This is a genomic window from Sphingomonas sp., from assembly GCF_042095875.1.
GTDB lineage: Bacteria > Pseudomonadota > Alphaproteobacteria > Sphingomonadales > Sphingomonadaceae > Sphingomonas.
In genome coordinates this window covers 2,066-26,409 of sequence record NZ_JBELMJ010000035.1, presented here as the reverse complement: position 1 = coordinate 26,409, position 24,344 = coordinate 2,066, and the positions used below count along the sequence as shown (strand labels likewise).

General features: G+C 69.0%; 21 protein-coding genes and 1 pseudogene. 15 read left to right on the top strand and 7 right to left on the bottom strand.

Annotation, left to right across the window (positions count from 1 at the left end; genetic code table 11):
* The first annotated feature begins 44 nt into the window (after positions 1-44).
* The 4 genes from ACFDS6_RS12345 to ACFDS6_RS12330 all read left to right on the top strand — a co-directional run bounded on the left by ACFDS6_RS12345 (position 45) and on the right by ACFDS6_RS12330 (position 4,301).
* Entirely contained in the window at positions 45-1,208 is a 1,164-nt protein-coding gene (locus ACFDS6_RS12345) for an acyl-CoA dehydrogenase family protein (RefSeq protein ID WP_375272474.1), read from the top strand.
* Between the two features lie 112 nt (positions 1,209-1,320).
* A complete protein-coding gene (locus ACFDS6_RS12340; RefSeq protein ID WP_375272473.1) occupies positions 1,321-2,769 on the top strand; it encodes a DEAD/DEAH box helicase in 1,449 nt (482 codons plus the stop codon).
* Between the two features lie 196 nt (positions 2,770-2,965).
* Entirely contained in the window at positions 2,966-4,090 is a 1,125-nt protein-coding gene (locus ACFDS6_RS12335; RefSeq protein ID WP_375272472.1) for an AI-2E family transporter, read from the top strand.
* Positions 4,056-4,301, top strand: a complete 246-nt coding sequence (locus tag ACFDS6_RS12330; protein WP_375272471.1) for a DUF1289 domain-containing protein — start codon at positions 4,056-4,058, stop codon at positions 4,299-4,301. Before ACFDS6_RS12335 ends, ACFDS6_RS12330 begins: the two co-directional genes overlap by 35 nt.
* Here the strand turns inward: ACFDS6_RS12330 and ACFDS6_RS12325 are convergent.
* The 5 genes and pseudogenes from ACFDS6_RS12325 to ACFDS6_RS12305 form a co-directional block, all read right to left on the bottom strand.
* A pseudogene (locus tag ACFDS6_RS12325) lies at positions 4,279-4,886 on the bottom strand (glutathione S-transferase family protein). The gene ACFDS6_RS12330 and the pseudogene ACFDS6_RS12325 sit on opposite strands and share 23 nt — an antisense overlap.
* A gap of 43 nt (positions 4,887-4,929) precedes the next feature.
* On the bottom strand, positions 4,930-5,814 hold the full coding sequence (locus ACFDS6_RS12320) for a dienelactone hydrolase family protein (RefSeq protein WP_375272470.1): 885 nt from the start codon (positions 5,812-5,814) through the stop codon (positions 4,930-4,932).
* Between the two features lie 71 nt (positions 5,815-5,885).
* The gene (gene clpS, locus ACFDS6_RS12315) at positions 5,886-6,218 is read right to left on the bottom strand and encodes an ATP-dependent Clp protease adapter ClpS (protein ID WP_375272485.1); all 333 of its coding nucleotides are present in this window, start codon (positions 6,216-6,218) and stop codon (positions 5,886-5,888) included.
* Positions 6,219-6,368: 150 nt separating this feature from the next.
* Positions 6,369-7,085: a phasin family protein gene (locus ACFDS6_RS12310; protein ID WP_375272469.1), complete on the bottom strand. Its 717-nt coding sequence runs from the start codon at positions 7,083-7,085 to the stop codon at positions 6,369-6,371.
* Positions 7,086-7,174: 89 nt separating this feature from the next.
* Positions 7,175-8,896, bottom strand: a complete 1,722-nt coding sequence (locus ACFDS6_RS12305; protein ID WP_375272468.1) for a PHA/PHB synthase family protein — start codon at positions 8,894-8,896, stop codon at positions 7,175-7,177.
* 112 nt (positions 8,897-9,008) lie between these two features.
* Between ACFDS6_RS12305 and ACFDS6_RS12300 the strand changes: the two genes are divergently transcribed.
* From ACFDS6_RS12300 to ACFDS6_RS12290, 3 genes are all read left to right on the top strand, one after another.
* Entirely contained in the window at positions 9,009-10,226 is a 1,218-nt protein-coding gene (locus tag ACFDS6_RS12300; protein WP_375272467.1) for an LL-diaminopimelate aminotransferase, read from the top strand.
* A gap of 67 nt (positions 10,227-10,293) precedes the next feature.
* Positions 10,294-11,067, top strand: coding sequence for a sulfite exporter TauE/SafE family protein (locus tag ACFDS6_RS12295; RefSeq protein WP_375272484.1), 774 nt, complete (start codon positions 10,294-10,296; stop codon positions 11,065-11,067).
* 9 nt (positions 11,068-11,076) lie between these two features.
* Entirely contained in the window at positions 11,077-11,505 is a 429-nt protein-coding gene (locus ACFDS6_RS12290; RefSeq protein ID WP_375272466.1) for an acyl-CoA thioesterase, read from the top strand.
* A 5-nt stretch (positions 11,506-11,510) separates the two neighbouring features.
* Here ACFDS6_RS12290 and ACFDS6_RS12285 read toward each other — a convergent pair whose 3' ends face one another.
* Positions 11,511-11,978, bottom strand: a complete 468-nt coding sequence (locus ACFDS6_RS12285; RefSeq protein WP_375272465.1) for a winged helix-turn-helix transcriptional regulator — start codon at positions 11,976-11,978, stop codon at positions 11,511-11,513.
* Positions 11,979-12,151: 173 nt separating this feature from the next.
* Between ACFDS6_RS12285 and ACFDS6_RS12280 the strand changes: the two genes are divergently transcribed.
* The 5 genes from ACFDS6_RS12280 (at position 12,152) to ACFDS6_RS12260 (ending at position 19,374) form a co-directional block, all read left to right on the top strand.
* The gene (locus ACFDS6_RS12280; RefSeq protein WP_375272464.1) at positions 12,152-12,490 is read left to right on the top strand and encodes a hypothetical protein; all 339 of its coding nucleotides are present in this window, start codon (positions 12,152-12,154) and stop codon (positions 12,488-12,490) included.
* 162 nt (positions 12,491-12,652) lie between these two features.
* Positions 12,653-14,767 (top strand): RelA/SpoT family protein, encoded by a 2,115-nt coding sequence (locus ACFDS6_RS12275; protein WP_375272463.1) that lies wholly within the window; start codon positions 12,653-12,655, stop codon positions 14,765-14,767.
* An 88-nt stretch (positions 14,768-14,855) separates the two neighbouring features.
* Complete coding sequence (locus ACFDS6_RS12270; protein ID WP_375272462.1) at positions 14,856-16,691, top strand: DUF885 family protein; 1,836 nt, start codon at positions 14,856-14,858, stop codon at positions 16,689-16,691.
* A gap of 87 nt (positions 16,692-16,778) precedes the next feature.
* Positions 16,779-18,212: a M48 family metalloprotease gene (locus ACFDS6_RS12265; protein WP_375272461.1), complete on the top strand. Its 1,434-nt coding sequence runs from the start codon at positions 16,779-16,781 to the stop codon at positions 18,210-18,212.
* Between the two features lie 121 nt (positions 18,213-18,333).
* On the top strand, positions 18,334-19,374 hold the full coding sequence (locus ACFDS6_RS12260) for a glycosyltransferase family 2 protein (RefSeq protein ID WP_375272460.1): 1,041 nt from the start codon (positions 18,334-18,336) through the stop codon (positions 19,372-19,374).
* On the opposite strand, the gene ACFDS6_RS12255 is transcribed toward ACFDS6_RS12260, so the two are convergent.
* Positions 19,375-20,076 (bottom strand): SEC-C metal-binding domain-containing protein, encoded by a 702-nt coding sequence (locus tag ACFDS6_RS12255; RefSeq protein ID WP_375272459.1) that lies wholly within the window; start codon positions 20,074-20,076, stop codon positions 19,375-19,377.
* Between the two features lie 180 nt (positions 20,077-20,256).
* Here ACFDS6_RS12255 and ACFDS6_RS12250 point away from each other — a divergent pair, with 180 nt between their 5' ends.
* The 3 genes from ACFDS6_RS12250 to ACFDS6_RS12240 form a co-directional block, all read left to right on the top strand.
* Positions 20,257-22,728: a circularly permuted type 2 ATP-grasp protein gene (locus ACFDS6_RS12250; RefSeq protein WP_375272458.1), complete on the top strand. Its 2,472-nt coding sequence runs from the start codon at positions 20,257-20,259 to the stop codon at positions 22,726-22,728.
* 19 nt (positions 22,729-22,747) lie between these two features.
* A complete protein-coding gene (locus ACFDS6_RS12245) occupies positions 22,748-23,635 on the top strand; it encodes a transglutaminase domain-containing protein (protein ID WP_375272457.1) in 888 nt (295 codons plus the stop codon).
* 66 nt (positions 23,636-23,701) lie between these two features.
* A partial coding sequence (locus tag ACFDS6_RS12240; protein ID WP_375272456.1) for a DnaJ domain-containing protein occupies positions 23,702-24,344 on the top strand: 643 nt, incomplete at its 3' end.

The following is a 24,344-nucleotide window of genomic DNA, read 5'->3' as shown; positions in this document are numbered from 1 at the left end:
CGGGTGGCCACGCGCTCCATCGGCGTGGTCACGAAGGTTCGCGCATGATCCCCGCCGCCCGCACCGACTACCCCGAGATCCGCGACGCAGTGCGTCAGCTCGTTGCCGGGTTCGGCGACGCTTACTTCCGCGAGGTGGACGAGCAGCGCGGCTACCCCGAGGCGTTCGTCGACGCGCTGACCCGCGCCGGGTGGATGGCGGCGCTGATCCCCGAACGGTTCGGCGGTGCCGGGCTCGGCCTGACCGAAGCGTCGATCATCATGGAGGAGATCAACCGCGCCGGCGGCAATTCCGGCGCGTGCCACGGGCAGATGTACAACATGAACACGCTGCTGCGACACGGCAGCGAGGAACAGAAGCGGCGCTTCCTGCCCGACATCGCGCGCGGCGACCTGCGCCTGCAATCCATGGCGGTGACGGAGCCGACCACCGGCACCAACACCACCGAGCTCAGGACGCGCGCTGAGCGGCGCGGCGATGGCTGGGTGGTCAACGGGCAGAAGGTGTGGATCAGCCGTATCCAGCATTCCGACCTGATGATCCTGCTCGCGCGCACCACCCCGCTCGATCAGGTCGCGAAGAAGGCGGACGGTCTGTCGATCTTCCTCGTCGACCTGCACCAGGCGATCGGACGCGGCATGTCGGTGCGGCCGATCCGCAACATGGTCAACCATGAGACCAACGAAGTCTTCTTCGACGACCTCCACCTGCCGGCCGACAGCCTGATCGGCGAGGAAGGCAGCGGCTTTCGCTACATCATGGACGGGCTGAATGCCGAGCGCGCGCTGATCGCGGCGGAATGTATCGGCGATGGCTATTGGTTCGTCGAGCGGTCGGTGGCGTATGGCTCGCAGCGGGTCGTGTTCGATCGGCCGATCGCGAAGAATCAGGGCGTTCAGTTCCCGATCGCGCAGGCGTACATGGAGACCCGCGCCGCCGACCTGATGCGGTACGAGGCGTGCCGCTTGTTCGATGCCGGACAGCCGTGCGGCGCGGAGGCGAACATGGCCAAGCACCTCGCCGCGGAGGCATCGTGGAAGGCGGCGAACGCCTGCATGCAAACGCACGGCGGGTTCGCCTTCGCCGCCGAATATGACGTCGAGCGCAAGTTTCGCGAGACCCGGCTGTACCAGGTGGCGCCGATCAGTTCGAACCTGATCCTCAGCTACGTCGGGGAGCACGTGCTGGGCATGCCGCGATCGTTCTAGCGGCTGCCTCACACTCCCAAGGAGTGCTTTTCCTTGACTTTGTTGCGCCGATAAGAGAGCGCGCGGGGTGGAAGTCGGCCAATATCGCGTTGGCGCCCAATCGGACACCTGCATGAGCTTCGCCGACCTCGGCCTTTCCGACGAACTACTCCGGGCGGTGGGCGACACCGGCTATACCGAGCCGACCCCGATCCAGGCGTCGGCCATCCCCTCTGTGCTGATGATGCGCGACATGGTCGCGATCGCGCAGACGGGCACGGGCAAGACCGCGTCGTTCGTGCTGCCGATGATCGACATCCTGGCGCACGGCCGCAGCCGCGCGCGGATGCCGCGCAGCCTGATCCTGGAGCCGACGCGCGAACTCGCCGCGCAGGTCGCCGACAATTTCGAGCAGTATGGCAAGTACCACAAGCTATCGATGGCGCTGCTGATCGGCGGCGTGCAGATGGGCGACCAGGTCAAGGCGCTGGAAAAGGGCGTCGACGTGCTGATCGCCACACCGGGGCGGTTGATGGACCTGTTCGGGCGCGGCAAGATCCTGCTGACGGGCTGTTCGATGCTGGTGATCGACGAGGCCGACCGGATGCTCGACATGGGGTTTATCCCCGATATCGAGGAAATCTGCACCAAGCTGCCGGCCCAGCGACAGACGCTGCTGTTCTCCGCCACGATGCCCGCGCCGATCAAGAAGCTCGCCGATCGCTTCCTGACCAATCCCAAGACGATCCAGGTCGCGCGCCCCGCCACCACCAACACCAACATCACGCAGTGGGTGGTACCCGTGAAGGGTCAGGCGTTCGAGAAGCGCAAGGTCGTGCGGCAGCTACTTCGCGGCGAGGACGTGCGCACTGCGATCATCTTCTGCAACCGCAAGACCACGGTGCGCGAGCTCAACAAGAGCCTGCAGGGTCACGGGTTCAAGAGCGGCGAGATCCACGGCGACATGGATCAGTCGGCGCGCATCGCCGAACTGGAGCGGTTCAAGAACGGCGACGTCAACATTCTGGTCGCCTCCGACGTCGCGGCGCGCGGGCTCGACGTGAAGGGGGTGAGCCACGTCGTCAACTTCGACGCGCCGTGGCATCCCGACGATTACGTCCACCGCATCGGCCGCACGGGCCGCGCGGGTGCGACGGGCATCGCCTATACGCTGGTCGCCCCCGATGACGCGGAGAACATCCAGAATATCGAGAAGCTGACCGGCGAGAAGATCAAGACGCTCGACGCGCTGCCCGGCGAGCCGGAGGCGGATCGGCCCGCCCGTGAGCCGCGCCGCGAGCGGGGCAACCGCGGTGAGCGTCGTCCGCGTGCCGAGCAGGCGGCGGCGCACGACACCGACCAGCAGGCCGCGCAGCCACCGGCCGAACCGGTCGAGGCCGCGCCGACGCGTGCCGCGCTCCCCGCCACGGCGCGCGACGAACGGCACGACCGGCGCCGCGACACCCGTGACGGCCGGAGCGATCAGCGCCGCGGCCCCGCGCGGCACGACCCCGACGACGGCCCGGACGAGGGCTGGAACGGCCCGATCCCCGACTTCCTTCAGATGACGCTGACCGTCTGATCCGCGGCGATCGCGTAGCGGGGCCGATCCGCGAGTGCGACAATCGTCCTCCTGGCATCAGGATCATAACCGGTCGAGTGGCGGCCCTTCGTGCCACCGCACCGGAACCGTCGCGCTAACGTGACGGTTGAACGGCTACAACAGATGCCGATCGTGCCGGTGGATCGATCGGCGCACGGGGGGATCACAGGCAGCGATGATGAACGGGCGACGTATCGAGAACGGCGGATTGGTGCTGTTCGTCTTCCTCATAACGCTGCTGCTCGGCGCCGTGGTGTCGACGTTCGCGGTGGCGCTGCTGTGGAGCATGCTGGCCGCGATCCTGTTTCAACCGCTCTTCAATCGCATCTTCTCGCACCTTCCCGGACGCGCCAACACCGCGGCCCTGCTGACGCTGCTGATCATCACCGTCGCGGTGGTGATCCCGGCGATGGTGATCGGCACGTTGGTGGTCGACCAGGCGAGCGGCGTCTACGCCAAGGTCCGCACCGGGCAGATCAACTTTACCGCCTATTTCCGACAGGTGCACGACGCGCTGCCCGACCGGTTGCAGCAGCTCGCCGACCGCGCCGGCCTCGATAGCTTCGAGCGCACGCAGGCGCGCTTCTCCAATGTGATCGGCAGCCGCGTGAGCGGCATCGCCAGCCAGGCGCTGTCGATCGGACGCGACGCCTTCGCCGCGCTGCTGGGCTTCGGTGTCGCGCTGTACGTCACCTTCTTCCTGCTGCGCGACGGCGAGCGGCTCGGCGCGGCGGTGTGCCACGCGATCCCGCTCGAGCGCGGCGTCACGACGCGGCTGGTCGACCGGTTCGTCGCGGTGACCCGCGCGACGATCAAGGGATCGGTGATCGTCGGGCTTGTTCAGGGCGCGCTCGGCGCCATCACCTTCGCGATCGTCGGCCTGCCCGCCGCGCTGCTGTGGGGATTGCTGATGGCGGTGGCGTCGCTCTTGCCCGCGATCGGTCCCGCGATCGTCTGGGCGCCGGTCGCGATCTACCTGCTCGCCACCAGCGCGATCTGGCAGGCGGCGGTGGTGATCGTGTCGGGCGTGCTGGTGATCGGCAGCGCCGACAATGTGCTGCGCCCGATCCTGGTCGGACGCGACACAGGCATTCCTGACTGGGTCGTGCTGGTCACCACATTGGGCGGCATCGAGCTGCTGGGACTGAGCGGAATCGTCGTCGGCCCGGTCGTCGCTGCTCTGTTCATCACCGCGTGGCAGATTCTGACCGAGCAGCGCGCGGCATCGGACGCGCTGCGGCCGCTACCCCCGCTCAAGCTGGCGGATGGTACATCCGACGAGATGGCGGCGCGCGGCTGACCTGCTATCGGCAGGCGTAATGACCGACGATCCGCCCTCCCCTTGCACCTTGGTGTGCACGATTGATCGCCCGAGCGGTTTGTGCCTGGGCTGTCAGCGCACCCTGGACGAGATTGCCGGCTGGTCTGGCGCGAGCGTGGACGAGAGACACGCGATCCTCGCGCGCGTCGCGCGCCGACGTGCCGCGCTTACTGCTGCGCCGCCGCGATGAGTGCGTCGTCGATCGCGCGCGCGCGGACCCAGGCGGGACGATCGCGCAGCCGATCGAGGTAGCGCGCAAACGCCTCGCGCTTCTCCAGCATGCCGAACTGCGTGAAGAAGTCGATCGAGCTACCGACGTAGACGTCGGCGGCGGTGAAGCGCGGCCGGCGATATAGTCGTGCGCCGACACGGCACCTTCGAGCACGTCGACCGCGCGCGCGAGATTGCCGTAGCCGATCATCGCTTCCTTCTCCGGCGGCAGGGTCACGCCCAAGTGGCTGTCCATCATCGCCGCCTCGATCGGGCCGGCAGTGAAGAACAGCAAGCGATAATAAGCCCCGCGCGCGTCGGCGCGCGGTGCCAGTCCCGCGTCGGGGAACGCCTCAGCCAGATAGGCGCAGATCGCCGCCGTTTCGCTGACCGCGGCGCCGTCGTGAACGATCGTCGGCACCTTGCCAAGCGGTTGGCGGCGAGCAGTTCGGGTAGAGCCGCGCCCCCACTGCGTCACGACCGTCTCGTACGGCGCGCCGACCTCCTCCAACATCCAGCGCACGATCCGCCCGCGCGACATTGGATTGGTGAAGAAGGTCAGCATTGATCATCCCCCTGGTCGGAACATGATGAGAACACGTGCGCGCTCAGCCGTCAAGGTAGCGGTGTAGGAAAGCGAGGGTGCGTGACCAGGCGAGATCGGCCGCGGCCTTGTTGTACCGCTGCGCCGAGGTGTCGTTGTTGAACGCGTGGTCGACGCCCGGATAGGTGTAGGCCTCGACCCGCTTACCCTCGGCCTTGAGCGCGGCGACCCATGGTTCGCCGGTCTGCGCGACGCGAGCGTCCTTGCCGGCATAGTGCAGCATCAGGGGGGCTGCGACCTTCGCCGCTTCCGCCGGGTCGGGTGCCGGGCCGTAGTAAGCGACACCCGCGCTCAACCGGTCGCCGGCGCGCAGCGCAACCCGGTTGACCAACGCTCCGCCCCAGCAGAAGCCGATCGCGCCGACCCGCGTCGGCGGCGTCTTCGTACCCGCGAGGTGTCGCACGACCCCCGCGGCCTCGCCGACGATCGTGTCCAGATTGGCCGCGGCGATCATCTCTCGCGCGCGGTCCTCGTCTGCGGGCGTGCCGCCGGCGTTGGACAGGAAGTCGGGCGCGACCGCGACGAAGCCCGCCAACGCGACGCGGCGCGCCACGTCCTGGATGTGCGGCGTCAGTCCGCGGTTCTCGTGGAACACCAGCACGGTCGCGCGGAACCGCTTGCCGCGCGGCATTGCCACATAGGCGGAAATCGGCTCGCCGCCGTCGACCGGAATGGCGGCGCCGGGCGACACGACCAGCCGACGGTCATCGGGCGCGATCACCGCCGCGGCAGCCGGCGAGGCGGAGATCCCGCCGATCATCGCCTCGGCCGCGAGCACGCTGCCGGTCAGCAACGTCATCTCGCGCAGCAGCGTGCGCCGGTCGCGATGGTCGTGGGTAAAGCGGTCGTAGATGGCGACCGCGCGGTCGCGTATGTCGTCGGTCATCATCGTCTCTCCTGCGGCGGGCAGCGAGACTAGATGCGCTCAGCCGATTGCCAAGCCGTGAATCCGATCGAGCGTCACGCCTTTTCCAGCGTGCACTGCAGCGGGTGCTGGTGCTGCCGCGCGAAGTCCATCACCTGGCTGACCTTGGTCTCCGCGACCTCGTAGGAGAAGACCCCGCAGACGCCCACGCCTTTCTGGTGCACGTGAAGCATGACGCGCGTCGCTTCCTCGGCGTTCATGCGGAAGAAGCGTTGCAGGCACAGGACGACGAATTCCATCGGCGTGTAATCGTCGTTGAGCATCAGCACGCGGTACGGCGTCGGCTTCTTGGTCTTGGCACGCGTGCGCGTCGCGATCCCGACGCCGGTATCGTCGCCGTCGCTGTCACCGCCGCGTCGCTCGGCCATCAGCGCCGGCGTGTATAGTTCGATCTCGGACATCATTCGCACCCGGCAAAATATGGCAACGCGGGGCCCGAGGGCAAGAGCATCGAACAGGAAAAGGGCGGACCGGCACGCGCCAACCCGCCCTTTTCACCAATCAACCAGGCAGTCGGCTCAGGCCGCGGTGCGCACCTTCTCGGCGGCGAGCGCGACGCGGTTCTGGATCGGCTGCGCGATCTCGCCGACCAGCTTCAGCGTCGCCTCGGTCGAACGCGAGGTCTCGGCGACCAGCGCGTCCATCGAATTGCGCAGATACGCGCCCTGCAGCTTGAACAGGTCGGCGGGCGAGCGGACTTCGCTCATCGACTTGAGCGTTTGCACGGTCGTCTCGAACGACTGCTTGGCGAAGGCGGCGCGCGCCTGCGCCATCGCCTCCATACCCTTCACCGCGACGCGGGTCGATTCGACCATCGCCTCGACGTTGCCCTGACCGAAGGCGGTCATGTCGTCGAACGCCTGCTTGCCCTTGCTCATCGCGTCCTGCGCGTTGGCCTGCATCGTCTCGGCGGTGTTCTGCATCGTGTCGGTCATGGTGTCGTCCTCTTGGCTGTCGGGTGCCGTGGTTGCGGCGGTCGTGTGATCGGATTGAGGTTGCAGCGCCGTGTCCGCCACCGGCTCAGGCATCGCCGGCTCGGCTGCTGCCGCCTCGACCGGCATCGCATCGGCGGCATCGGCGACGGAGGTCAGGTCGATCGGCAGGTGCGCGATCTCCTCGATGACCTCGGTCAGCGACTTGTCGGTGTCAGCCTGCGCGGTCGGCATGAAGGGGACAGCGACAGGTGCGCGCTTCGACGTGCGGGCAGCCCGCGGCTTGGCGGTCACATCGGCCACAAACGCTTCCTCATCCATTCTTGCTGCATTGCACAATAACGCTTGTGGTTCGTACGTTCAAGCGATTTTGTGCAGTGCAGCAATAATGATCAGCGCTGGCGGACGTAGCTTCCCGGCGCAGGCTCGATCGCGGGCAACGCACCCTCGCCCGGCTGACGCGCGCCGCTCGCCTCGACGGTGTCCTCGCCGTGTTCGCGCAGCCACGCGACCCAATAAGGCCACCAGCTACCCTTCGTCTCCTGCGCCGCCGCGACGAACTCGGCCAGGGTCGTCGGTGCGTCGCCGTCCGCTTCGACGGTCCAGTACTGGTACTTCTTCGCCGCCGGCGGATTGACCACGCCCGCGATATGCCCCGACCCGGCGAGCACGAAGCGCACGGGACCGCTGAAGTGCTGGGTCAGTTCCCACACGCTCTCCGCTGGCGCGATATGGTCCTCGCGCCCCGCCTGGATGAAAGCGGGCGTCTCCACGCGCGTGAGGTCGAGCGGCGTGCCGTTCACCGACATCCGCCCCGGTTCGACCAGCAGATTGTCGCGGTACAGGTCGGTCAGGTAGCTGTGGTGCCACCCGGCCGGCAAATTGGTGACGTCGCCGTTCCAGTGCAGCAGGTCGAACGCGGGATAGCTTTTGCCGAGCAGGTAATTGTTGGTGACGTAGTTCCAGATCAGGTCGCGCGCGCGCAGCAGGTTGAACGTCGCCGCCATGTAGCGCCCGTCGAGGAAACCCTCGGGCGACAACGAGCGGATAAGCCCGAGCTGCTCGGCCGTGACGAAATGCTTGAGCTCGCCCGCGTTGGCGAAGTCGACCTGCGCGGTGAAGAAGGTCGCGCTTCGCACCTTCTCCGCTTCCCCGCGCGCCGCGAGATAGGCGAGCGTCGCGGCGAGCGTGGTGCCCGCGACGCAGTAACCGATCGCGTGCACGTCCGCGACGCCCAGCAGGTCGCGGATCGTGTCGATCGCGTCGACCTGCGCCGCGACGTAACCGTCCCAGGTCACGTCCGCCATGCTCGCGTCGGCGGACTTCCACGACACCATGAACACGCTGACGCCCTGCTCTACCGCCCAGCGGATGAAGCTCTTCTCCGGCGTCAGGTCCAGAATGTAGAAGCGGTTGATCCACGGCGGGAAGATGACCAGCGGCGTCTCCAGCACGCGCTCGGTCGTCGGCGCGTAGTGGATCAGCTCGTACAGCCGCGTCCGCTTTACCACCTGGCCCGGCGTGACCGCGAGGTTGCGCCCGAGCTCGAACGCGGTCGCGTCGGTGTGGGTCAATTGCCCGCGACCGAGGTCGGCGACGAGGTTCTGCATGCCCTTGACCAGGTTCTGGCCGTTGCTGGCGATCGCTTCCTGCATCACCTGCGGGTTGGTGAAGGGGAAGTTGGACGGGCTCATCGCATCCACCAACCCCTTGGCGGCAAAGCGAAGCTGCGCGCGCTGCGCCTCGTCCACCCCGTCGAGCGCGTCGACGCCGTGCAGCAGATGGTCGGACATCAGCGCGTAACTCTGCCGTATCCAGTCGAACGCGGGGCTGCGCCACGCCTCGTCGGCGAAGCGCTTGTCCTTCTCCGGCGCGCGCTCCCCGGTGACAGGCGCCATGAAGCGTTCCCACAATCCCAGCTGGTCGCGCCAGAAATCGGCCACCTGCCGCGCGGCCTGCCCCTGCGCGGCGCCGGGCAGCGCCTTGCTCGCCTCGACCATCGCGCCTTGCGCCTGCGTCATCAGCGCGGTCCATTGCTCGACCGCGATCGCGGCGGGCGACTTGGCCGCGCCCTCGCCGGCTCCCTGGTTGCTCGATCGATCGACCACCCGCATCTCTCCCGTCTCGCTGCTCGTCCGCGTTGCTTATCTTTGCCGCCGCGAAGCAGAACCGCCATTAGTATCTAGCCGCGTTCGCCCGTATAGTGAACGCGCGAAAGGGAGCATGATGTCCGACGAATTCTACCGCATGAAGCGTCTGCCGCCGTACGTGATCGCGGAAGTGAACGCGATGCGGGCCGCGGCGCGCGCGGGCGGGGAGGACATCATCGATCTCGGTATGGGCAACCCCGACCTGCCGCCGCCCGACCACGTGATCGAGAAGCTGATCGAGGTGGCGAAGAAGCCCGACGCGCACGGTTACTCTGCGTCGAAGGGCATTCCCGGGCTGCGCCGCGCGCAGGCGAACTATTACGGCCGCCGTTTCGGCGTCGAGGTCGACCCGGAGACCGAGGTCGTCGTCACCATGGGATCGAAGGAAGGCCTCGCCAGCCTCGCCACCGCGATCACCGCGCCCGGCGACGTGGTGCTCGCGCCCAACCCGTCCTACCCGATTCACACGTTCGGTTTCATCATCGCGGGCGCGACGATTCGCGCGGTGCCGACGACGCCCGACGACGCTTACTTCGAGAGTCTAGAGCGCGCGATGAACTTCACCGTGCCGCGGCCCAGCGTGCTAGTGGTCAATTACCCGTCAAACCCGACCGCCGAAGCGGTGGACCTCGCCTTCTACGAGCGGCTGGTCGCCTGGGCGCGCCACAATGGCGTGTGGATCATCTCCGACCTCGCTTATTCAGAGCTGTACTTCGACGGACGTCCCACGCCCTCGATCCTGCAGGTCAAGGGTGCGAAGGACGTCGCGATCGAGTTCACCTCGCTCAGCAAGACCTACTCGATGGCGGGTTGGCGGATCGGCTTCGCGGTAGGCAACAAGACGCTGATCGCGGCGATGACGCGGGTGAAGTCCTACCTCGACTATGGCGCCTTCACCCCGATCCAGGCGGCGGCATGCGCGGCGCTGAACGGCCCGCAGGACATCGTGGAGAAGAACCGCCAGCTCTATCACAAGCGCCGCGACGTGATGGTGGAGAGCTTCGCGCGCGCCGGCTGGGACATCCCCGCCCCGCCCGCCAGCATGTTCGCCTGGGCGCCGCTGCCGCCAGCACTCGCGCACCTCGGCAGTCTCGAATTCTCCAAGCAATTGCTCACCCACGCGCACGTCGCGGTCGCGCCGGGCGTCGGTTACGGCGAGAATGGCGAGGGTTTCGTGCGGATCGCGATGGTCGAGAACGAGCAGCGGCTGCGCCAGGCGGCGCGCAACGTGAAGCGCTACCTGCAATCGATGGGCGTCAACACGCCTGGCCGCGCGGGCGGCCAGGCGCTGTAGACGGCCGCACCCCGCCTTACCCGTCCGCTATCTCGTTTCCCATCGCGTCACCGTCGGAGTTCGTGTCATCGCCATCACGCCGCTCTACTCGCTCGCGGGCGTCTTCGTCGGGATGCTGGTCGGGTTGACCGGCGTCGGCGGCGGGTCGCTGATGACGCCGCTGCTCGTCCTGCTGTTCGGGTTCCACCCGACAACGGCGGTCGGCACCGACCTGCTCTACGCGTCCGCGACCAAGGCGGTCGGGACCACCGTGCACGACGCGCGCGGTACGGTGGACTGGTCGGTGGTGCGGCGGCTGGCCATCGGCAGCGTGCCCGCGACGATCGTGACCTTGCTGTGCCTCAGCCAGATCTCGCGCACCAGCGACGTGAGCGGCGTGATCGCGCTGGTGCTCGGCGCGGCGCTGGTGGCGACCGCAGCCGCCTTGTTCTTTCGCGCGCGCATCGTCGCGCGGCTCACCCCGCGCTTCGCCGCCATGTCGCCGCGTCGGCTGGGGGGACTGACCGTGCTGCTGGGCGCCGTGCTGGGCGTCACCGTATCACTGACCTCGGTCGGCGCGGGCGCGCTCGGCATGACGGCGCTGCTGATCCTCTACCCGCAGCTTCCGGTGAACCGGCTAGTCGGGTCCGACATCGCGCACGCGGTGCCGCTGACGCTGATCGCCGGGATCGGCCATTGGTGGATGGGCTCGGTCGACGTGAGCCTGCTCGTCTCGCTGCTGCTCGGCTCGATCCCCGGCATCATCGTCGGCAGCCTGATCGCGACGCGCGTGTCCGACCGCGTGCTGACCCCGATCCTCGCCGTCACGCTCGCGATCGTCGGTGTGCGACTGTTCTTCTGAGGTAGTCGGGTGTCCCGCCCCGGCTTCGCCTTCTCGACCCGCTTCAAGGTGCGCTACGCCGAGATCGATGGGCAGAAGATCGTCTTCAACTCGCGCTATCTCGAGTACGCCGACGTCGCGGTGAGCGAATTCTGGCTCTGGACCGGTATCGCCGAAGCGCTGGGCGACGAGTGGCGCCGCACCGAGTTCAACGTCCGCCGCGCCGAACTCGATTACCTGTCCTCGTTCCGGCTGGGCGACGAGGTGGAAGCGTTCGTGCGCATCGAGCGGATCGGCACGTCGAGCATCACCAAGCGGTTCGAGCTGGTCAATCCCGCCACCGGCACGCTCGCGTGCGCGATCACGATGGTCAGCGTCAACGTCGATCTCTCGACCGGGCGCCCCGTGCCGCTGTCGCCCGCGGTTCGCGCGCACCTGGAACAATTGCCGGCCGGGTGACGCGCTCAGCCCGCGCGCGACGTCTCCTCGACGTCGCCCGGCAGCGCCCAATGCAGGTCACCCTTGCCGAGCGCGCGGCCGTCGTGGCTCAGCACCGCGACCTGCTGGATCGGACGGCCGTCGCGCACGTCGACCAGGATCGGGAACGCCGGACTGCCCGTCTCCCATCGCTCGCCCCATTGCCTGAGCGCCACCATCGTCGGCAGCAGCGCGAAGCCCTTATCGGTCAAATTGTAGACGATCTTGCGCCGATCCTCCGGCACGCTGGCGCGCTCCAGCAACCCGTGCTCAACGAAGCGCGCGAGCCGGTTGGCGAGGATGTTGCGCGCGATACCGAGCTCCCCCTGCAATTCCTCGAAGTGACGTAGCCCGTTGAACGCGGCGCGCAGGATCAGGAACGCCCAGCGGTCACCCATCAGCTCCAGCGCCGCGGGCAACGAGCATTCGGCAAGGTTCTCACGCACTTGACCCATCACACATCCTCTTCACCGGCGAACCTAGCGCAAGGCGCCGGCGCGTCGAAACGCTTTTCGCATGAAGCTAAGATAGGTTGCGTTTCGATACTCGCACCTGCGAGTTTCCACTTGAAACCGAATAGTAGCGAAGCTAGGTAGCGATCCGCAACTATTCTATACGGAGCCTTCCCATGATCCGTCGCATCGCCTCCTCGGTCATCGCCACCGCCGCCATCATCGCCGCCACCGGCGTGCACGCGCAGACCCCGACCGGCTATTACGTCGCCACGCCGCTTGCCAAGGTCGAGAAGACCAAGCTGATCACGCGCTCGACCTTGTGGCTGCAGCAGAACGGCGCGTTCGTCGCCGCGCGCGCGCCCGAGCGCGACGCGGTGCTGTGCCAGCTGGTCGCGCGCAACGTCGGCGGGCTCGCCGCGTTCAGCGTAGGCGGCAAGGCGTACGACGCCGCGCAGCTCGACAAGTGCAACGGCAAGACCGGACTGCCCGCGTCGAACGTCGCCGCCAACTAAGCAGCTTTCCCCCGAGCTTCTTCAGGTCGCGGCCCCTCTTCGCCGCGAACTCGTGAGCCCCGGTCGCAACTCCCGCGATCGGGGCTCTTTTTCGTGCGCTCGATTAGCCAGAGCGAAGCAATTGTGTTGCAAAGCAGCAGCCGATCACCCCATCCTAGTGCGGTGCTCAGACAGTATGAACTGGTCGACCGGGTGCTCGACTACGACCCGGATGCCGACGAGGCGATGCTCAACCGCGCCTATGTCTTCTCGGTCAACGCGCACGGCACGCAGAAACGCGCCAACGGCGACCCGTATTTCAGTCACCCGATCGAGGTCGCCGGCATCCTGACCGAGCTCCACCTCGACGACGAGACGATCGCCACCGCGATCCTGCACGACACGGTCGAGGACACGGTCGCAACGCCGGAGGAGATCGAGCGCATCTTCGGCGGCAACGTCGCGCGGCTGGTCGATGGCGTGACCAAGCTCAGCAAGATCGAGGCGCAGACCGAGAGCGAGCGTGCGGCGGAGAACCTGCGCAAGTTCCTGCTCGCGATGTCGGGCGACATCCGCGTGCTGCTGGTGAAGCTCGCCGACCGATTGCACAACATGCGCACGCTGCACTTCATCGCCAAACCCGAGAAGCGCCGCCGCATCGCCCGCGAGACGATGGACATCTACGCGCCGCTCGCCGAGCGGATCGGCATGTACGAGTTCATGAAGGAGATGCAGACGCTCGCCTTCCGACAACTCGAACCGGAGGCATATGAGTCGATCACCAAGCGGCTCGCGCTATTGAACGAGGGCGGCGGCGATCGCATCGCCAAGATCGGCTCGGGATTGAAGCTGCTGCTCGCGCGCAAGGGCATCGAGGGCGAGGTGACGGGGCGCGAGAAGCACCCGTACAGCATCTGGCGCAAGATGCAGGAGCGCCATATCAGCTTCGAGCAGCTGTCCGACATCATGGCGTTCCGCGTCATCGTGCCCACGATCGAGGACTGCTACCGCGCGCTCGGCATCATCCACGCGCGCTGGCCGATGGTGCCCGGACGGTTCAAGGACTTCATCTCGACGCCCAAGCGCAACGGCTACCGCTCGCTCCACACCAGCGTGATCCACGCCGAGAACCGCCGCATCGAGATCCAGATCCGTACGGAGGAGATGCACGCCGAGGCGGAATACGGCCTGGCCGCACACTGGGCGTACAAGCAGGCGGGCGACCACGCCGCGCCCGCCGGCCCGGACAATCGCCCGAGCTGGATCGCCGATCTGGTCGAAATCCTCGACAATGCCGAGACGCCCGAGGAGCTGCTCGAGCATACGCGCATGGCGATGTACCAGGATCGCATCTTCGCCTTCACCCCAAAGGGCGAGCTGATCCAGCTGCCGAAGGGCGCGACGCCGATAGATTTCGCCTACGCGGTCCACACCGATCTCGGCGACCAGGCGGTCGGCGCGAAGATCAACGGTCGCGTCGTGCCGCTGCGCACCCCGATCGAGAACGGCGACCAGGTACAGGTGCTGCGCTCCAAGGCGCAGGAGCCGCAGGCCAACTGGCTGTCGTTCGCGATCACCGGCAAGGCGCTGGCCGCGATCCGCCGCCACCTGCGCTCCGCCGAGCGCGAGCAGTCGATCGCGCTCGGGCGCAAGCTCTACGACGACATCGTGTTCCGCCTGCCCGCGGTGCTCGCCGCCGACGCGCTGAGCCACGCGCTGCCGCGCCTCAAGATGTCTGACGAGGCCGCGCTGATGCAGGCGATCGCGCGCAAGACGCTGACCGACGCGCAGGTGATGGAAGCGCTGATGCCGGGGTCGGCCGGGTTCGACATCGCGCACGCCCCGCAATCGGGCGCGATCTCGATCGAGGGATTGGCGCCCGGCGTCGCCTACGAGCTCGGCACCTGCTGCCACCCGGTGCCGGGCGACCGCATCGTCGGGCTCAGGCGCCCCGACGCCTCGATCGAGGTGCACGCGATCGACTGCGCGACGCTCGCCGACCTCGCCGACCGGTCGGACGAGGAAACCGACTGGATCGACGTCAAATGGGGCAACAAGACCGAGGGCGCGACCGCGCGCATCTCGGTCGAGGTCAAGAACGAGCCCGGCACGCTCGGCAGCCTCGCGACGATCATCGGCCAGCACAAGGCCAACATCATCAACATCCGGCTCGACAGCCGCGACACGCAGTTCCACACCAACACGATCGACGTCGAGGTTCACGACGCACACCAGCTGATGCGCCTGCTCGCCGCACTTCGCGCCGCCGACATGGTGAACGCCGCCGAGCGGGTGTGAATGCCGCGACCACGTGTCTTATCCCCTTGCAACACCCGCGCGGACGGTTAGGCTCGCGCTCCTGACCTTCTCTGCACAGGATGCCCGCATGGATCGCCGCCACTTTCTCGCCGCCGGAACCGCGACCGCGGCGCTCGCCGCGCTGCCCTTCTCGCGCGCGCTGGCGCAGGCGGCGGCCCCCGGTGCCGCGCCCGCCGCCAGCGCACCCGGCGACGCGAAGCTGGGGGCGGCGTTTGACCACGTGTTGGCGCAGACGGTGGCGAACTCGCCCGAGTTCGCGACCTCGCTCGGCTTCGACAAGGGCGCGAACGCGCATTTGCGGCACGAGCTGAGCGACAACGGGCCGGGCGCGCTCGCCAAGGACCTGGCGCTGTACAAGCGGATGCGCGCCGAGGTGGCGGCGGTCTCCCCCGACACGCTGTCGCCGCAGGCGAAGATCGACCGCGAGGTCGTGCTGTACAACATCGATTCGCAGATCGTCGGGCCGGAGCGGTTCGGGCTCGGCTCGCCGCAGGGACCGTATCCGATCTCGCAGCAGGACGGCGTGTACTTCTCGCTGCCCGACTTCCTCGCCTCTACCCACCCGGTCAAGACCGCCGACGACGCCGAGGCGTATCTCGACCGCCTCGGGCTGATGGAGCGCCAGCTCGACAACGAGAGCGCGGTGCAGCGGCAGGAGGCGGCGAAGGGCCGCGTCGCGCCCGATTTCTCGCTCGACCTGACCCTGGGGCAGATGGCGAAACTGCGCGGCGCGCCGGCGGGCGAGAGCGGGCTGGTCGAGTCGCTCGTCACCCGCGCGAAGGCGGCGAACCTGCCCGGCGACTGGCAGGCGCGCGCCACCAAGATCGTCGAGTCGCAGGTCTACCCCGCGCTCGACCGCCAGATCGCGCTGGTTAAGGACCTGCGCCGCACCGCGCGCTCGGACGCGGGCGTGTGGGCGATCCCCGGCGGCGACGCGATCTACGCCGCGGCACTCGCGCAATCGACCACCACCACGCTCACCCCGGACGAGGTGCACCGCATGGGGCTGGAGCAGGTCGCTGACCTGTCGTCGCAGCTTGACGCGATCCTCAAGGGCCAGGGGCTGACGCAGGGCAGCGTCGGCGCGCGGCTCGACCAGCTCAACAAGTCGCCGGCGCAGCTCTACCCCGACAGCGACGCCGGGCGCGCCGCGCTGCTCGCCAGCCTCAACCAGGGCTACCTCGCGATGCAGGCGCGGCTGCCGCGGGTCTTCTCCAACCCGCCGACCGCGCCCCTGGAGATCAAGCGCGTCGACCCGTCGATCCAGGACGGTGCGCCCAACGGCTATTATTTCCGGGCGCCGCTCGATGGGTCGCGCCCGGCGATCTACTGGATCAACCTCAAGAACGTCGGCGACTGGCCCAAGTACACGCTGCCGAGCCTGACCTATCACGAGGGCGTGCCGGGGCATCACCTGCAGATCTCGACCGCGCAGCGCGCACCGACGCACCCGTTGCGCAAGATCGCCTTCTTCAACGCCTATCTGGAAGGCTGGGCGCTCTACGCCGAGCAGCTGGCGGACGAGATCGGCGGCTACGCGACACCGGTCGAGCGCGCGGGCTACCTGCAGAGCTTCCTGTTCCGTGCCGCGCGCTTGGTGGCCGACACCGGCATCCATACCAAGCGCTGGACCCACGCGCAGGCGACCGACTATTTCGTCAACACGGTCGGCTTCGCGCGCGGGCGCTCGCAGCGCGAGGTCGAGCGCTACTGCGTCTCGCCCGGACAGGCATGCTCGTACAAGATCGGCCACGCCGCCTGGCTGCGCGCGCGCGACAACGCCAAGAAGATCGCGGGCGCGAAGTTCGACATCAAGCATTTCCACGACGTGCTCGAATCGGGCGCGATGCCGCTGTCGATGCTGGAGCGGATCGTCGAGGAGCGCGCACGCCGGATCGCCTGACCGGAGCGAAGCAGGCGCGGGCGTACCCGCGCCCGCGTGCAACCCTTCGCCGCCCTCCCGCATTCTGACCGGATCGGGAGGAATATCATGCGTTACCTGCTTGCCGCCACCGCGCTCGTCACCTGCGCGGCCCCAGCCCTTGCCCAGTCGGGCACCGTGCGCGCGATCTCCAGCAGCGAGCGCGCGCAGGGGGCTCAGGCCAACCCGCAACTGCTCGCCGAGTTCGGCGGCAAGTATGACGGGCCACAGGCCGCGTACGTCGAGCAGGTCGGCAAGCGCGTCGCGGTCCAGTCCGGCCTGTCGAACGCGCAGAACGACTTCACCGTGGCGCTGCTCAACTCACCTGTAGAGAACGCCTTCGCGATCCCCGGTGGCTACGTCTACGTGACGCGCCAGCTGATGGCGCTGATGAACTCGGAGGCCGAGCTCGCCTCGGTGATGGGGCACGAGGTCGGCCACGTCGCCGCACGCCACTCCGCGGCGCGCAACCGCACCTCGTCGATCGGCGGGCTGTTGTCGGGCGTGGTCGGTGCGGTCGCGGGCAACGGCACGCTTGGGCAGTTGCTGGGCGCCGGCGCGCGGCAGGCGGCGGGGCTCTACACGCTGAAATACGGTCGCGATCAGGAATATGCCGCCGACGGCCTGGGCGTCCGCTACATCACCGCGGCGGGCTACGACCCTTACGCCGCGTCCGAGATGCTGGCGCAGCTGAACGACTCGACCGGGCTCCAGGCGAAGATCGCCGGGCGCGACGCGAACGCGGTACCGTCCTGGGCCTCGACCCACCCCAATGGCGCGGACCGCATCCGCCGCGCGCGCGCGCTGGCGCAGGCGACGGGCAAGCCCGACGACGCGCCGGCGCAGGATACCGCCTTCCTGCGGCGACTCGACGGGCTGCGCTACGACGACGATCCCGCGCAGGGCGTGATCGACGGGCAGACGTTCCGCCAGCCGGAGATGCGCGTCCGCTTCACCGCGCCCACGGACTACCAGATCGCCAACGGCACCGACGCGGTGACCGTCACCGGACCGGCCGGCCAGGCGCAGTTCCGCGCCGCGCCCGCCACGAGCGACCTGTCGGGCTTCATCAAGCAGCGCTTCACCAGTCTGGGCGCGTCGGGCGCGGGCGAGGTGCGCACGGGCAGCGCCAACGGCGTGCCGTTCGCTTATTCCACGGTGGGCGCGTCGGCGAACGGGCGCGCGGTCGACGCGACGATCGTCGCCTACCGCTTCCCGTCCGCCACCTACAGCTTCACATTGGTCACGCAGCGCGGGCAAGGCGTGGGCGGGTTCGCGCCGCTGATCGAGAGCGTGGCGCCCCTGTCGGCGAGCGAGGCCGCGGCGGTGAAGGGCAAGCGCATCCGCATCGCGACGGTGAAGGCCGGCGACACCGTCGACACGCTGTCGCGCCAGATGGCCTATCCCAGCTACCAGCGTGAGCGCTTCCTGACGCTGAACGGCCTGGCCGACAACGCGCGGCTGACGCCGGGGATGCTAGTGAAGCTGGTCGTTACCGGCTGACGTGAGCGCGCGCCGGGCGGGCGGGCGGAGCGCTAGTCGGAGCATTGGCGAAGGGGTCGAGGGCGGTGCACGCGTCCTCGCCCTTTGCGTTCGGGGCATCACTGCTTTACCCCGCGCGGCCATGCCCGCCGTACCCTCCGTTCCCGTTCGACGCCCCGCGATCTCCGTCGTCATCCCCTGCTTCAACGAGGAAGCGACGCTGCCGCTGCTCCACGCACGCGTGTCGGCGGCGGTGCGCGGCGTGGTGGGCGACGACCACGAGATCGTGCTGGTGAACGACGGCTCGCGCGACGGCAGCTGGGCAGTGATGCAGCGCCTGGCGAGCGAGGATCGCCACATCGTCGCGGTCAATCTGTCGCGCAATCACGGTCACCAGCTCGCGCTGACCGCCGGGCTCGACCTGTGCGCGGGCCAGTATATCCTGATCATCGACGCCGATCTGCAGGATCCGCCCGAGCTGCTCGGCGACATGTGCGAGGTGCTGGCGCGCGAGGGCGCCGACGTCGTCTACGCGGTGCGCCGCAAGCGCCAGGGCGAGACGGTGTTCAAGCGCGCGACCGCCGCTGCCTTCTACCGCGTGCTCGACCGCGTCACCGACACGCCGATTCCGCTCGACACCGGCGACTTCCGCCTGATGACCAGGCGCGCGCTCGACGCGCTGCTGTCGCTGCCCGAGCAGGCGCGCTTCATCCGCGGCATGGTCGCCTGGGTCGGCTTCCGCCAGGTCCCCTTCCCCTATGACCGCGCCGAGCGGCACGCGGGCGAGACCAATTACCCGCTCGGCAAGATGGTGCGACTGGCGCTCGACGCGGTGACCGGCTTCTCCACCGCGCCGCTGCGCTGGGCCAGCCACCTGTCGGTGGTGCTCGCGGGCGTGTCGCTGCTGCTCCTGTTCTACATCGCCTGGGGCTATTTCGCGGGCGACCGCGTGCAGGGCTGGACCTCGACCATGCTGGTCGTCGTGGTGCTCAGCTCGATCCAGATGTTCGTGCTGGGCATGATCGGCGAGTATCTCGGCCGGCTCTACATCGAATCGAAGCGCCGGCCCTTGTACCTCGTTGCCGATATCGCCGGCCCGGTCCACGGCCGCGCGACGCTGGGCTTCCAGGCCGAGACCACGATCATCCCGCAGGCGCAGGTCGCGGGCGAACGCGCGGCCTGATCAGGCGCCGCAGCAGGCAGCGAACGCCGCGCCCGATCCGCACCAGCACGCGTCGGCGGGCGCGGGCACGACGCGGTCCGTCCGCCCGCGGCGCATCGCGCGCAGCAGCCGCGCCTTCGCCTCCTGGATCGATGCTTGCTCGGCGGCGAGCCGCGCGATGCTCGTCCGCGCGTCGTCGTCGTGCGCGCGGACACCGACGCGGCCGTCATGCCCGTCGCCGATCAGCGCCGCGCGCCCTTCCTCCACCAGCGCGAACAGGCGCTCCTGCACACCCGCGAAGCGCATCGACACCGCGAAATACTGCTGGTCGATCGCGGCGGGCGACAAGGGCATGAAACTGGGCGCGACCGCGATCAGCCGGATGTCGGCGGGCGCGATGAAACGCGGCTCGCAGATCAGCGTCGTCGTCGCGCCGCAGCCGGAATGCGGCGCGGCGGTCACGTCCAGGTAACGCCCCGCCTGCTCCCACACGGCGTGGAACACCAGCTCGACGAACCGCTCGGGCCACAACAGCGCCATCCAGCCGTAGCGCGGCGCCCCGCCCTCGCCCACGGCGACCGCCGCCACGTTCATGCAGGCGGTGGTCGGCGGCATTCCGCGCCCGCGTGGTGCCGCGATCACGTCCGCGCGCGTCGACACCGCGTCGCGCACCTCGCTGGCCAGCGCGCCCGTCGGCGCTAAGTCGACGTGACCCTGCCTCATGCGCCTGCCCGGCGTCCTCGAACGCTCGCTCTCGCCACCATCGCCCGTCTTTCGCGCCGATCGCGCGGGGCCGCAACCACCGTGTCCGCACCCGAGCGGGACCCGCTTTCCCTTTGTGTTGGCCGCGCGCATCACCTAGACCCCGCGCGACGGGCATCTGGGCCTGTGTTGGGGAAAGCGTTGGCGACACAATCCGCCTTGTTCGACGCCGGCACCCACGCGCGCCGCTGGGTCGATGATTACTGCGCGAGCGTCGGCGGCACCGATGTGCTGTGCTCGTCGGACGACCTCGCCTGGACCGCGATGCTGGAGGAGCTCGCCGGGATCGCGGGCGACGACCTCGGCCACGCACGCGAGCGGGTGCAGCGTCACTCGATCGACATCGGCACCGGCTTCCGCGTCATCGGCGAGGCGAACGAGCGCCCATGGCCGCTGTCCCCGGTGCCGATGCTGATCGACACCGAGGAGTGGGATCACATCGAGCGCGGGGTCATCCAGCGCGCCGAGCTGCTGGAGATGATCCTCGGCGACCTCTACGGCGCCGGCCATCTCGTGTCGCGCGGCCACCTGCCCGCCGCGGTGGTGACGGGCAGCCCGCACTTCATGCGCCCGCTGGTCGGACTGTTGCCGCCGGGCGGGCATCATCTCCATTTCGTCGCGATCGAGCTCGGTCGCGGACCGACGGGCGAGTGGCGCGTGCTGGCCGACCACCTGCGCATGCCGACGGGCGCGGGCTACGCGCTGGAGAACCGGCTGGCGGTCAGCCGCACGCTCGGCGGATTGCAGGCGCGATTGAACGTGCGCCGTCACGCGCCCTTCTTCGCCGCGTTCCGCGACGGGCTCGCCGCCGCGTGCGAGCGCAGCGATCCCCGCATCGGGCTGCTGACGCCCGGCCGCTACAACGTCAGCTACCCCGAACAGGCGCATCTCGCCCGTTATCTCGGACTCCTGCTGGTCGAGGGCGATGACCTCGCCGCGCTGGAGGACAAGGTCTACGTCCGCACGATCGGCGGGCTGAAGCGGATCGACGCCTTGTGGCGCCGTGTCGACCCGCGGCTGCTCGATCCGCTCGCGTTCGACAGCCACTCGCGGATTGGCGTGCCGGGGCTGATCGACGCCTATGCCGCGGGCAATGTCGTGCTCGCCAACGCGCCGGGCGCGGGCGTGCTGGAGAGCCCGGCGCTGGGCGCGTTCCTGCCGCAATTGTGCACGCGGCTGACCGGCGACGAGCTGCGCCTGCCGCAGATCGCGACCTGGTGGTGCGGCCAGCCGGCCGAGCGCGCGCACGTCGCGGCCGAGCTCGACTCGATGCTGCTGTTGTCCGCGTTCGGCGCGGCGACGCTCGGCCTGCCGGGCGAGCGCGCGGTCGCGGGCGCGGACCTCGACGCCGAACAGCGCGCGCGCTTCCTGGGCGACCTCGCGCGGCGACCGCAGGACTATGTCGCGCAGGAGGTGGTGCGGCTGTCGACCATGCCGGTGGTCGTCGGCGACCGGCTCGTCCCGCGCCCGTTCACCTTGCGCGTCTTCGCCGCGCGCGACGGCGAGGGGCGCTGGCAGGTGCTGCCCGGCGGCTTCGCGCGGATCGGCGAGCACGCCGACGATCGCGCGGCGGTGATGGGCGAGGGCATGTGGTCGGCCGACGTCTGCGTCCACGGACCCGAGCCGGTCGCGCCCGTCTCGCTGCTGCCCGCCGCCGACACGCTCCAGATCCGCCGCAATCCCGGCACCTTGCCGAGCCGCGTCGCCGACAATTTCTTCTGGCTCGGCCGCTACCTGGAGCGCGGCGAGGCGCTGCTAGCCGCGATCCGCGTGATGCTGGGCAATTCGATCGACGCCGACGCGGGCGCGGCGCTCGGGCCGGGCACGGTGGCGCGTTTGGTGGCGGAGATCGTGGCGAGCGGCGCTGCCCCTGCCCCGGCGTCGCTGCGCCGCACCGACCTGACGCCGTTCGCGCGCACCGCGATGGAGGCGGGCGAGTGGCAGTCGGTGTACACGATCAACGGCCACATCAACCGCATCGCCGGCGGGTGCCGCGACCGGCTGTCGGCCGACATGGTGCGGCTGCTCGACGCGCCGTTCCCGACGCATCGCGGGATGCTCGACCGCGCGGGCTCGCTCCAGCGCCGCTACGCCGCGATCGCGGGGCTGTCGGCCGAGCATATGGGGCGCACCGCGTCGTGGCGGTTCCACGACCTGGGCCGCCGCGTCGAGCGCGCGGGCGCGATCGTGCGCGCAGGCCGCGCGTTCGGCATGGCGGGCGCGAGCCAGGACGATGTCTCGACGCTGCTCGACCTGGGCAACAGCCAGATCAGCTATCGCCAGCGCTACCTGACCGGCATCGCGCGCGTCCCGGCGATCGACCTGACCCTGCTCGACCCCGGCAACCCGCGCAGCCTCGCGTTCCAGGTCGAGGCGATCTGCGCGCATCTATCGGCGCTGCCCGTCCTGGGCGACGACGGCATGGCCGAGCCGCAGCAGGTCGAGGCGACCGAGTTGAAGGCGCTCGTCTCGACCGCGCGCGCCGCGACGCTCGACGCCGACACCCTCGGCGAGGTCGAGCGACGGCTCGCGCGCATCTCCGATGCGGTGGCGCGGCGCTACTTCCTGCAGGGCGCGGAGCCGCTGCGCGCCAGCGGGCTGACTCTGGCGTGACTTGGCGCGTGAGCGACACATGATCTACGACATCGTCCACGTCACGCGCTTCGACTACGGCAACGCGGTCAAGTTCGCGCGCTGCAACCTTCGGCTGCAACCGATCGATTGGCCGGGGCAGACGGTGGAGGAGTACGAGCTGCGCGTCAGCCCGAGCGGCCGCACCTATTCCGCGGTGGCCGAGGCCGGACTCGCCAACGTGAAGCGGCTGGTGGTCGATCAGCCGGTCCGCCGGCTGACGATCGAATCGATGGCGCGCATCCGCGTCGACCGGCTGATCCCGGTGCCGGGCGAGGCCGATCCGACGCTCGCCGACATCGCCGCCTGGGCGCGTGGATCGAACGACCTGACGGCGGCGAGCCCGGCCAATTACCTCTTCCCCTCGCCGCTGATCCCGCTCGACCTCGACATCGCCGACTATTGCGCGCCCGACCTCGATCCGGCGCGCAACTGCCTGGAGGCGGCGATCGCGCTCGCGCAGCGGATCCAGCGCGATTTCGTGTTCGACGGCACCGCGACCATGGTCGACACCCCCCCGCACGAGGCGTTCGCGAAGCGGCGCGGCGTGTGCCAGGATTTCGCGCAGATCATGATCACCGGCCTGCGCGCCGCCGGCCTCCCCGCGGCCTACGCCTCGGGCTATATCCGCACCATTCCGCCGCCCGGGCAGGAGCGGCTGGTAGGCGCCGACGCGACGCACGCCTGGGTGCTGCTATGGTGCGGTCCTTATCACGGCTGGGTCGGCGTCGACCCCACCAACGGAATCTGGATGGCGGGCGATCACGTGATCGTCGCGGTCGGCCGCGACTATGCCGAGATCGCACCGGTCGACGGCGTCGTGCTCGGCTCGGGCGCGCAGTCGATGGAGGTCAGCGTCGACGTCGCGCCGCAGGAGGTACCTGCGTGAGTGCGCCGATTGCACTCACCCCCAACCTGCCCCACATAGTCGGGTAACACACCAAACGGGGAATCAATGGCCGATCCGTACCAGACCTTGGGCGTCGCGCGGGGCGCGTCCGAGGCCGACATCAAGAAAGCTTATCGCAAGCTCGCCAAGGAGCTGCACCCTGACCGCAACAAGGACAATCCGAAGGCGTCCGAGCGGTTCAGCCAGGTGACGGGCGCCTACGACCTGCTGACCGACAAGGACAAGCGCGCGCGCTTCGACCGCGGCGAGATCGACGGCGACGGCAATCCCGCCGCGCCGTTCGGCTTCGGCGGCGGCGGTCCTCGCCCCGGCGGACCGGGTGGCATGGGTGGGGGCTTCCAGGGGCAGCAGTTCGACTTCGGCGGCGAAGGCGCGGACATGTCCGACATCTTCGAAGGGTTGTTCGGCGGGCGTCAGGCCGGCGGCGGCGGGTTTTCCGGCGGCTTCGGTCGTCGCCAGCAGCCGCGCGCGAAGGGCGCCAACGTCACCTATCGCCTGCGCGTCCCCTTCGTCGACGCCGCCGCGCTCGCCCCGCAGCGGATCACGCTGGGCGACGGCAAGACGATCGACCTGAAACTGCCCGCGGGCGTCGAGGACGGCACGCAGATGCGGCTGTCGGGCAAGGGCGAGCCGGGTCCGGGCGGCGCGGGCGACGCCCTCGTCACGATCGAGATCGTGCCGCACCGCT

Bases quoted from the DNA above. Each gene is read 5' to 3' on its own strand.
- clpS (WP_375272485.1), bottom strand. From the start codon at position 6,218: ATGGCCGAGCGACGCGGCGGTGACAGCGACGGCGACGATACCGGCGTC.
- ACFDS6_RS12340 (WP_375272473.1), top strand. From the start codon at position 1,321: ATGAGCTTCGCCGACCTCGGCCTTTCCGACGAACTACTCCGGGCGGTG.
- ACFDS6_RS12285 (WP_375272465.1), bottom strand. From the start codon at position 11,978: ATGGGTCAAGTGCGTGAGAACCTTGCCGAATGCTCGTTGCCCGCGGCG.
- ACFDS6_RS12305 (WP_375272468.1), bottom strand. From the start codon at position 8,896: ATGCGGGTGGTCGATCGATCGAGCAACCAGGGAGCCGGCGAGGGCGCG.
- ACFDS6_RS12270 (WP_375272462.1), top strand. From the start codon at position 14,856: ATGGATCGCCGCCACTTTCTCGCCGCCGGAACCGCGACCGCGGCGCTC.
- ACFDS6_RS12265 (WP_375272461.1), top strand. From the start codon at position 16,779: ATGCGTTACCTGCTTGCCGCCACCGCGCTCGTCACCTGCGCGGCCCCA.
- ACFDS6_RS12330 (WP_375272471.1), top strand. From the start codon at position 4,056: ATGGTACATCCGACGAGATGGCGGCGCGCGGCTGACCTGCTATCGGCA.
- ACFDS6_RS12280 (WP_375272464.1), top strand. From the start codon at position 12,152: ATGATCCGTCGCATCGCCTCCTCGGTCATCGCCACCGCCGCCATCATC.
- ACFDS6_RS12345 (WP_375272474.1), top strand. From the start codon at position 45: ATGATCCCCGCCGCCCGCACCGACTACCCCGAGATCCGCGACGCAGTG.
- ACFDS6_RS12300 (WP_375272467.1), top strand. From the start codon at position 9,009: ATGTCCGACGAATTCTACCGCATGAAGCGTCTGCCGCCGTACGTGATC.
- ACFDS6_RS12255 (WP_375272459.1), bottom strand. From the start codon at position 20,076: ATGAGGCAGGGTCACGTCGACTTAGCGCCGACGGGCGCGCTGGCCAGC.
- ACFDS6_RS12260 (WP_375272460.1), top strand. From the start codon at position 18,334: ATGCCCGCCGTACCCTCCGTTCCCGTTCGACGCCCCGCGATCTCCGTC.
- ACFDS6_RS12335 (WP_375272472.1), top strand. From the start codon at position 2,966: ATGATGAACGGGCGACGTATCGAGAACGGCGGATTGGTGCTGTTCGTC.
- ACFDS6_RS12320 (WP_375272470.1), bottom strand. From the start codon at position 5,814: ATGATGACCGACGACATACGCGACCGCGCGGTCGCCATCTACGACCGC.
- ACFDS6_RS12245 (WP_375272457.1), top strand. From the start codon at position 22,748: ATGATCTACGACATCGTCCACGTCACGCGCTTCGACTACGGCAACGCG.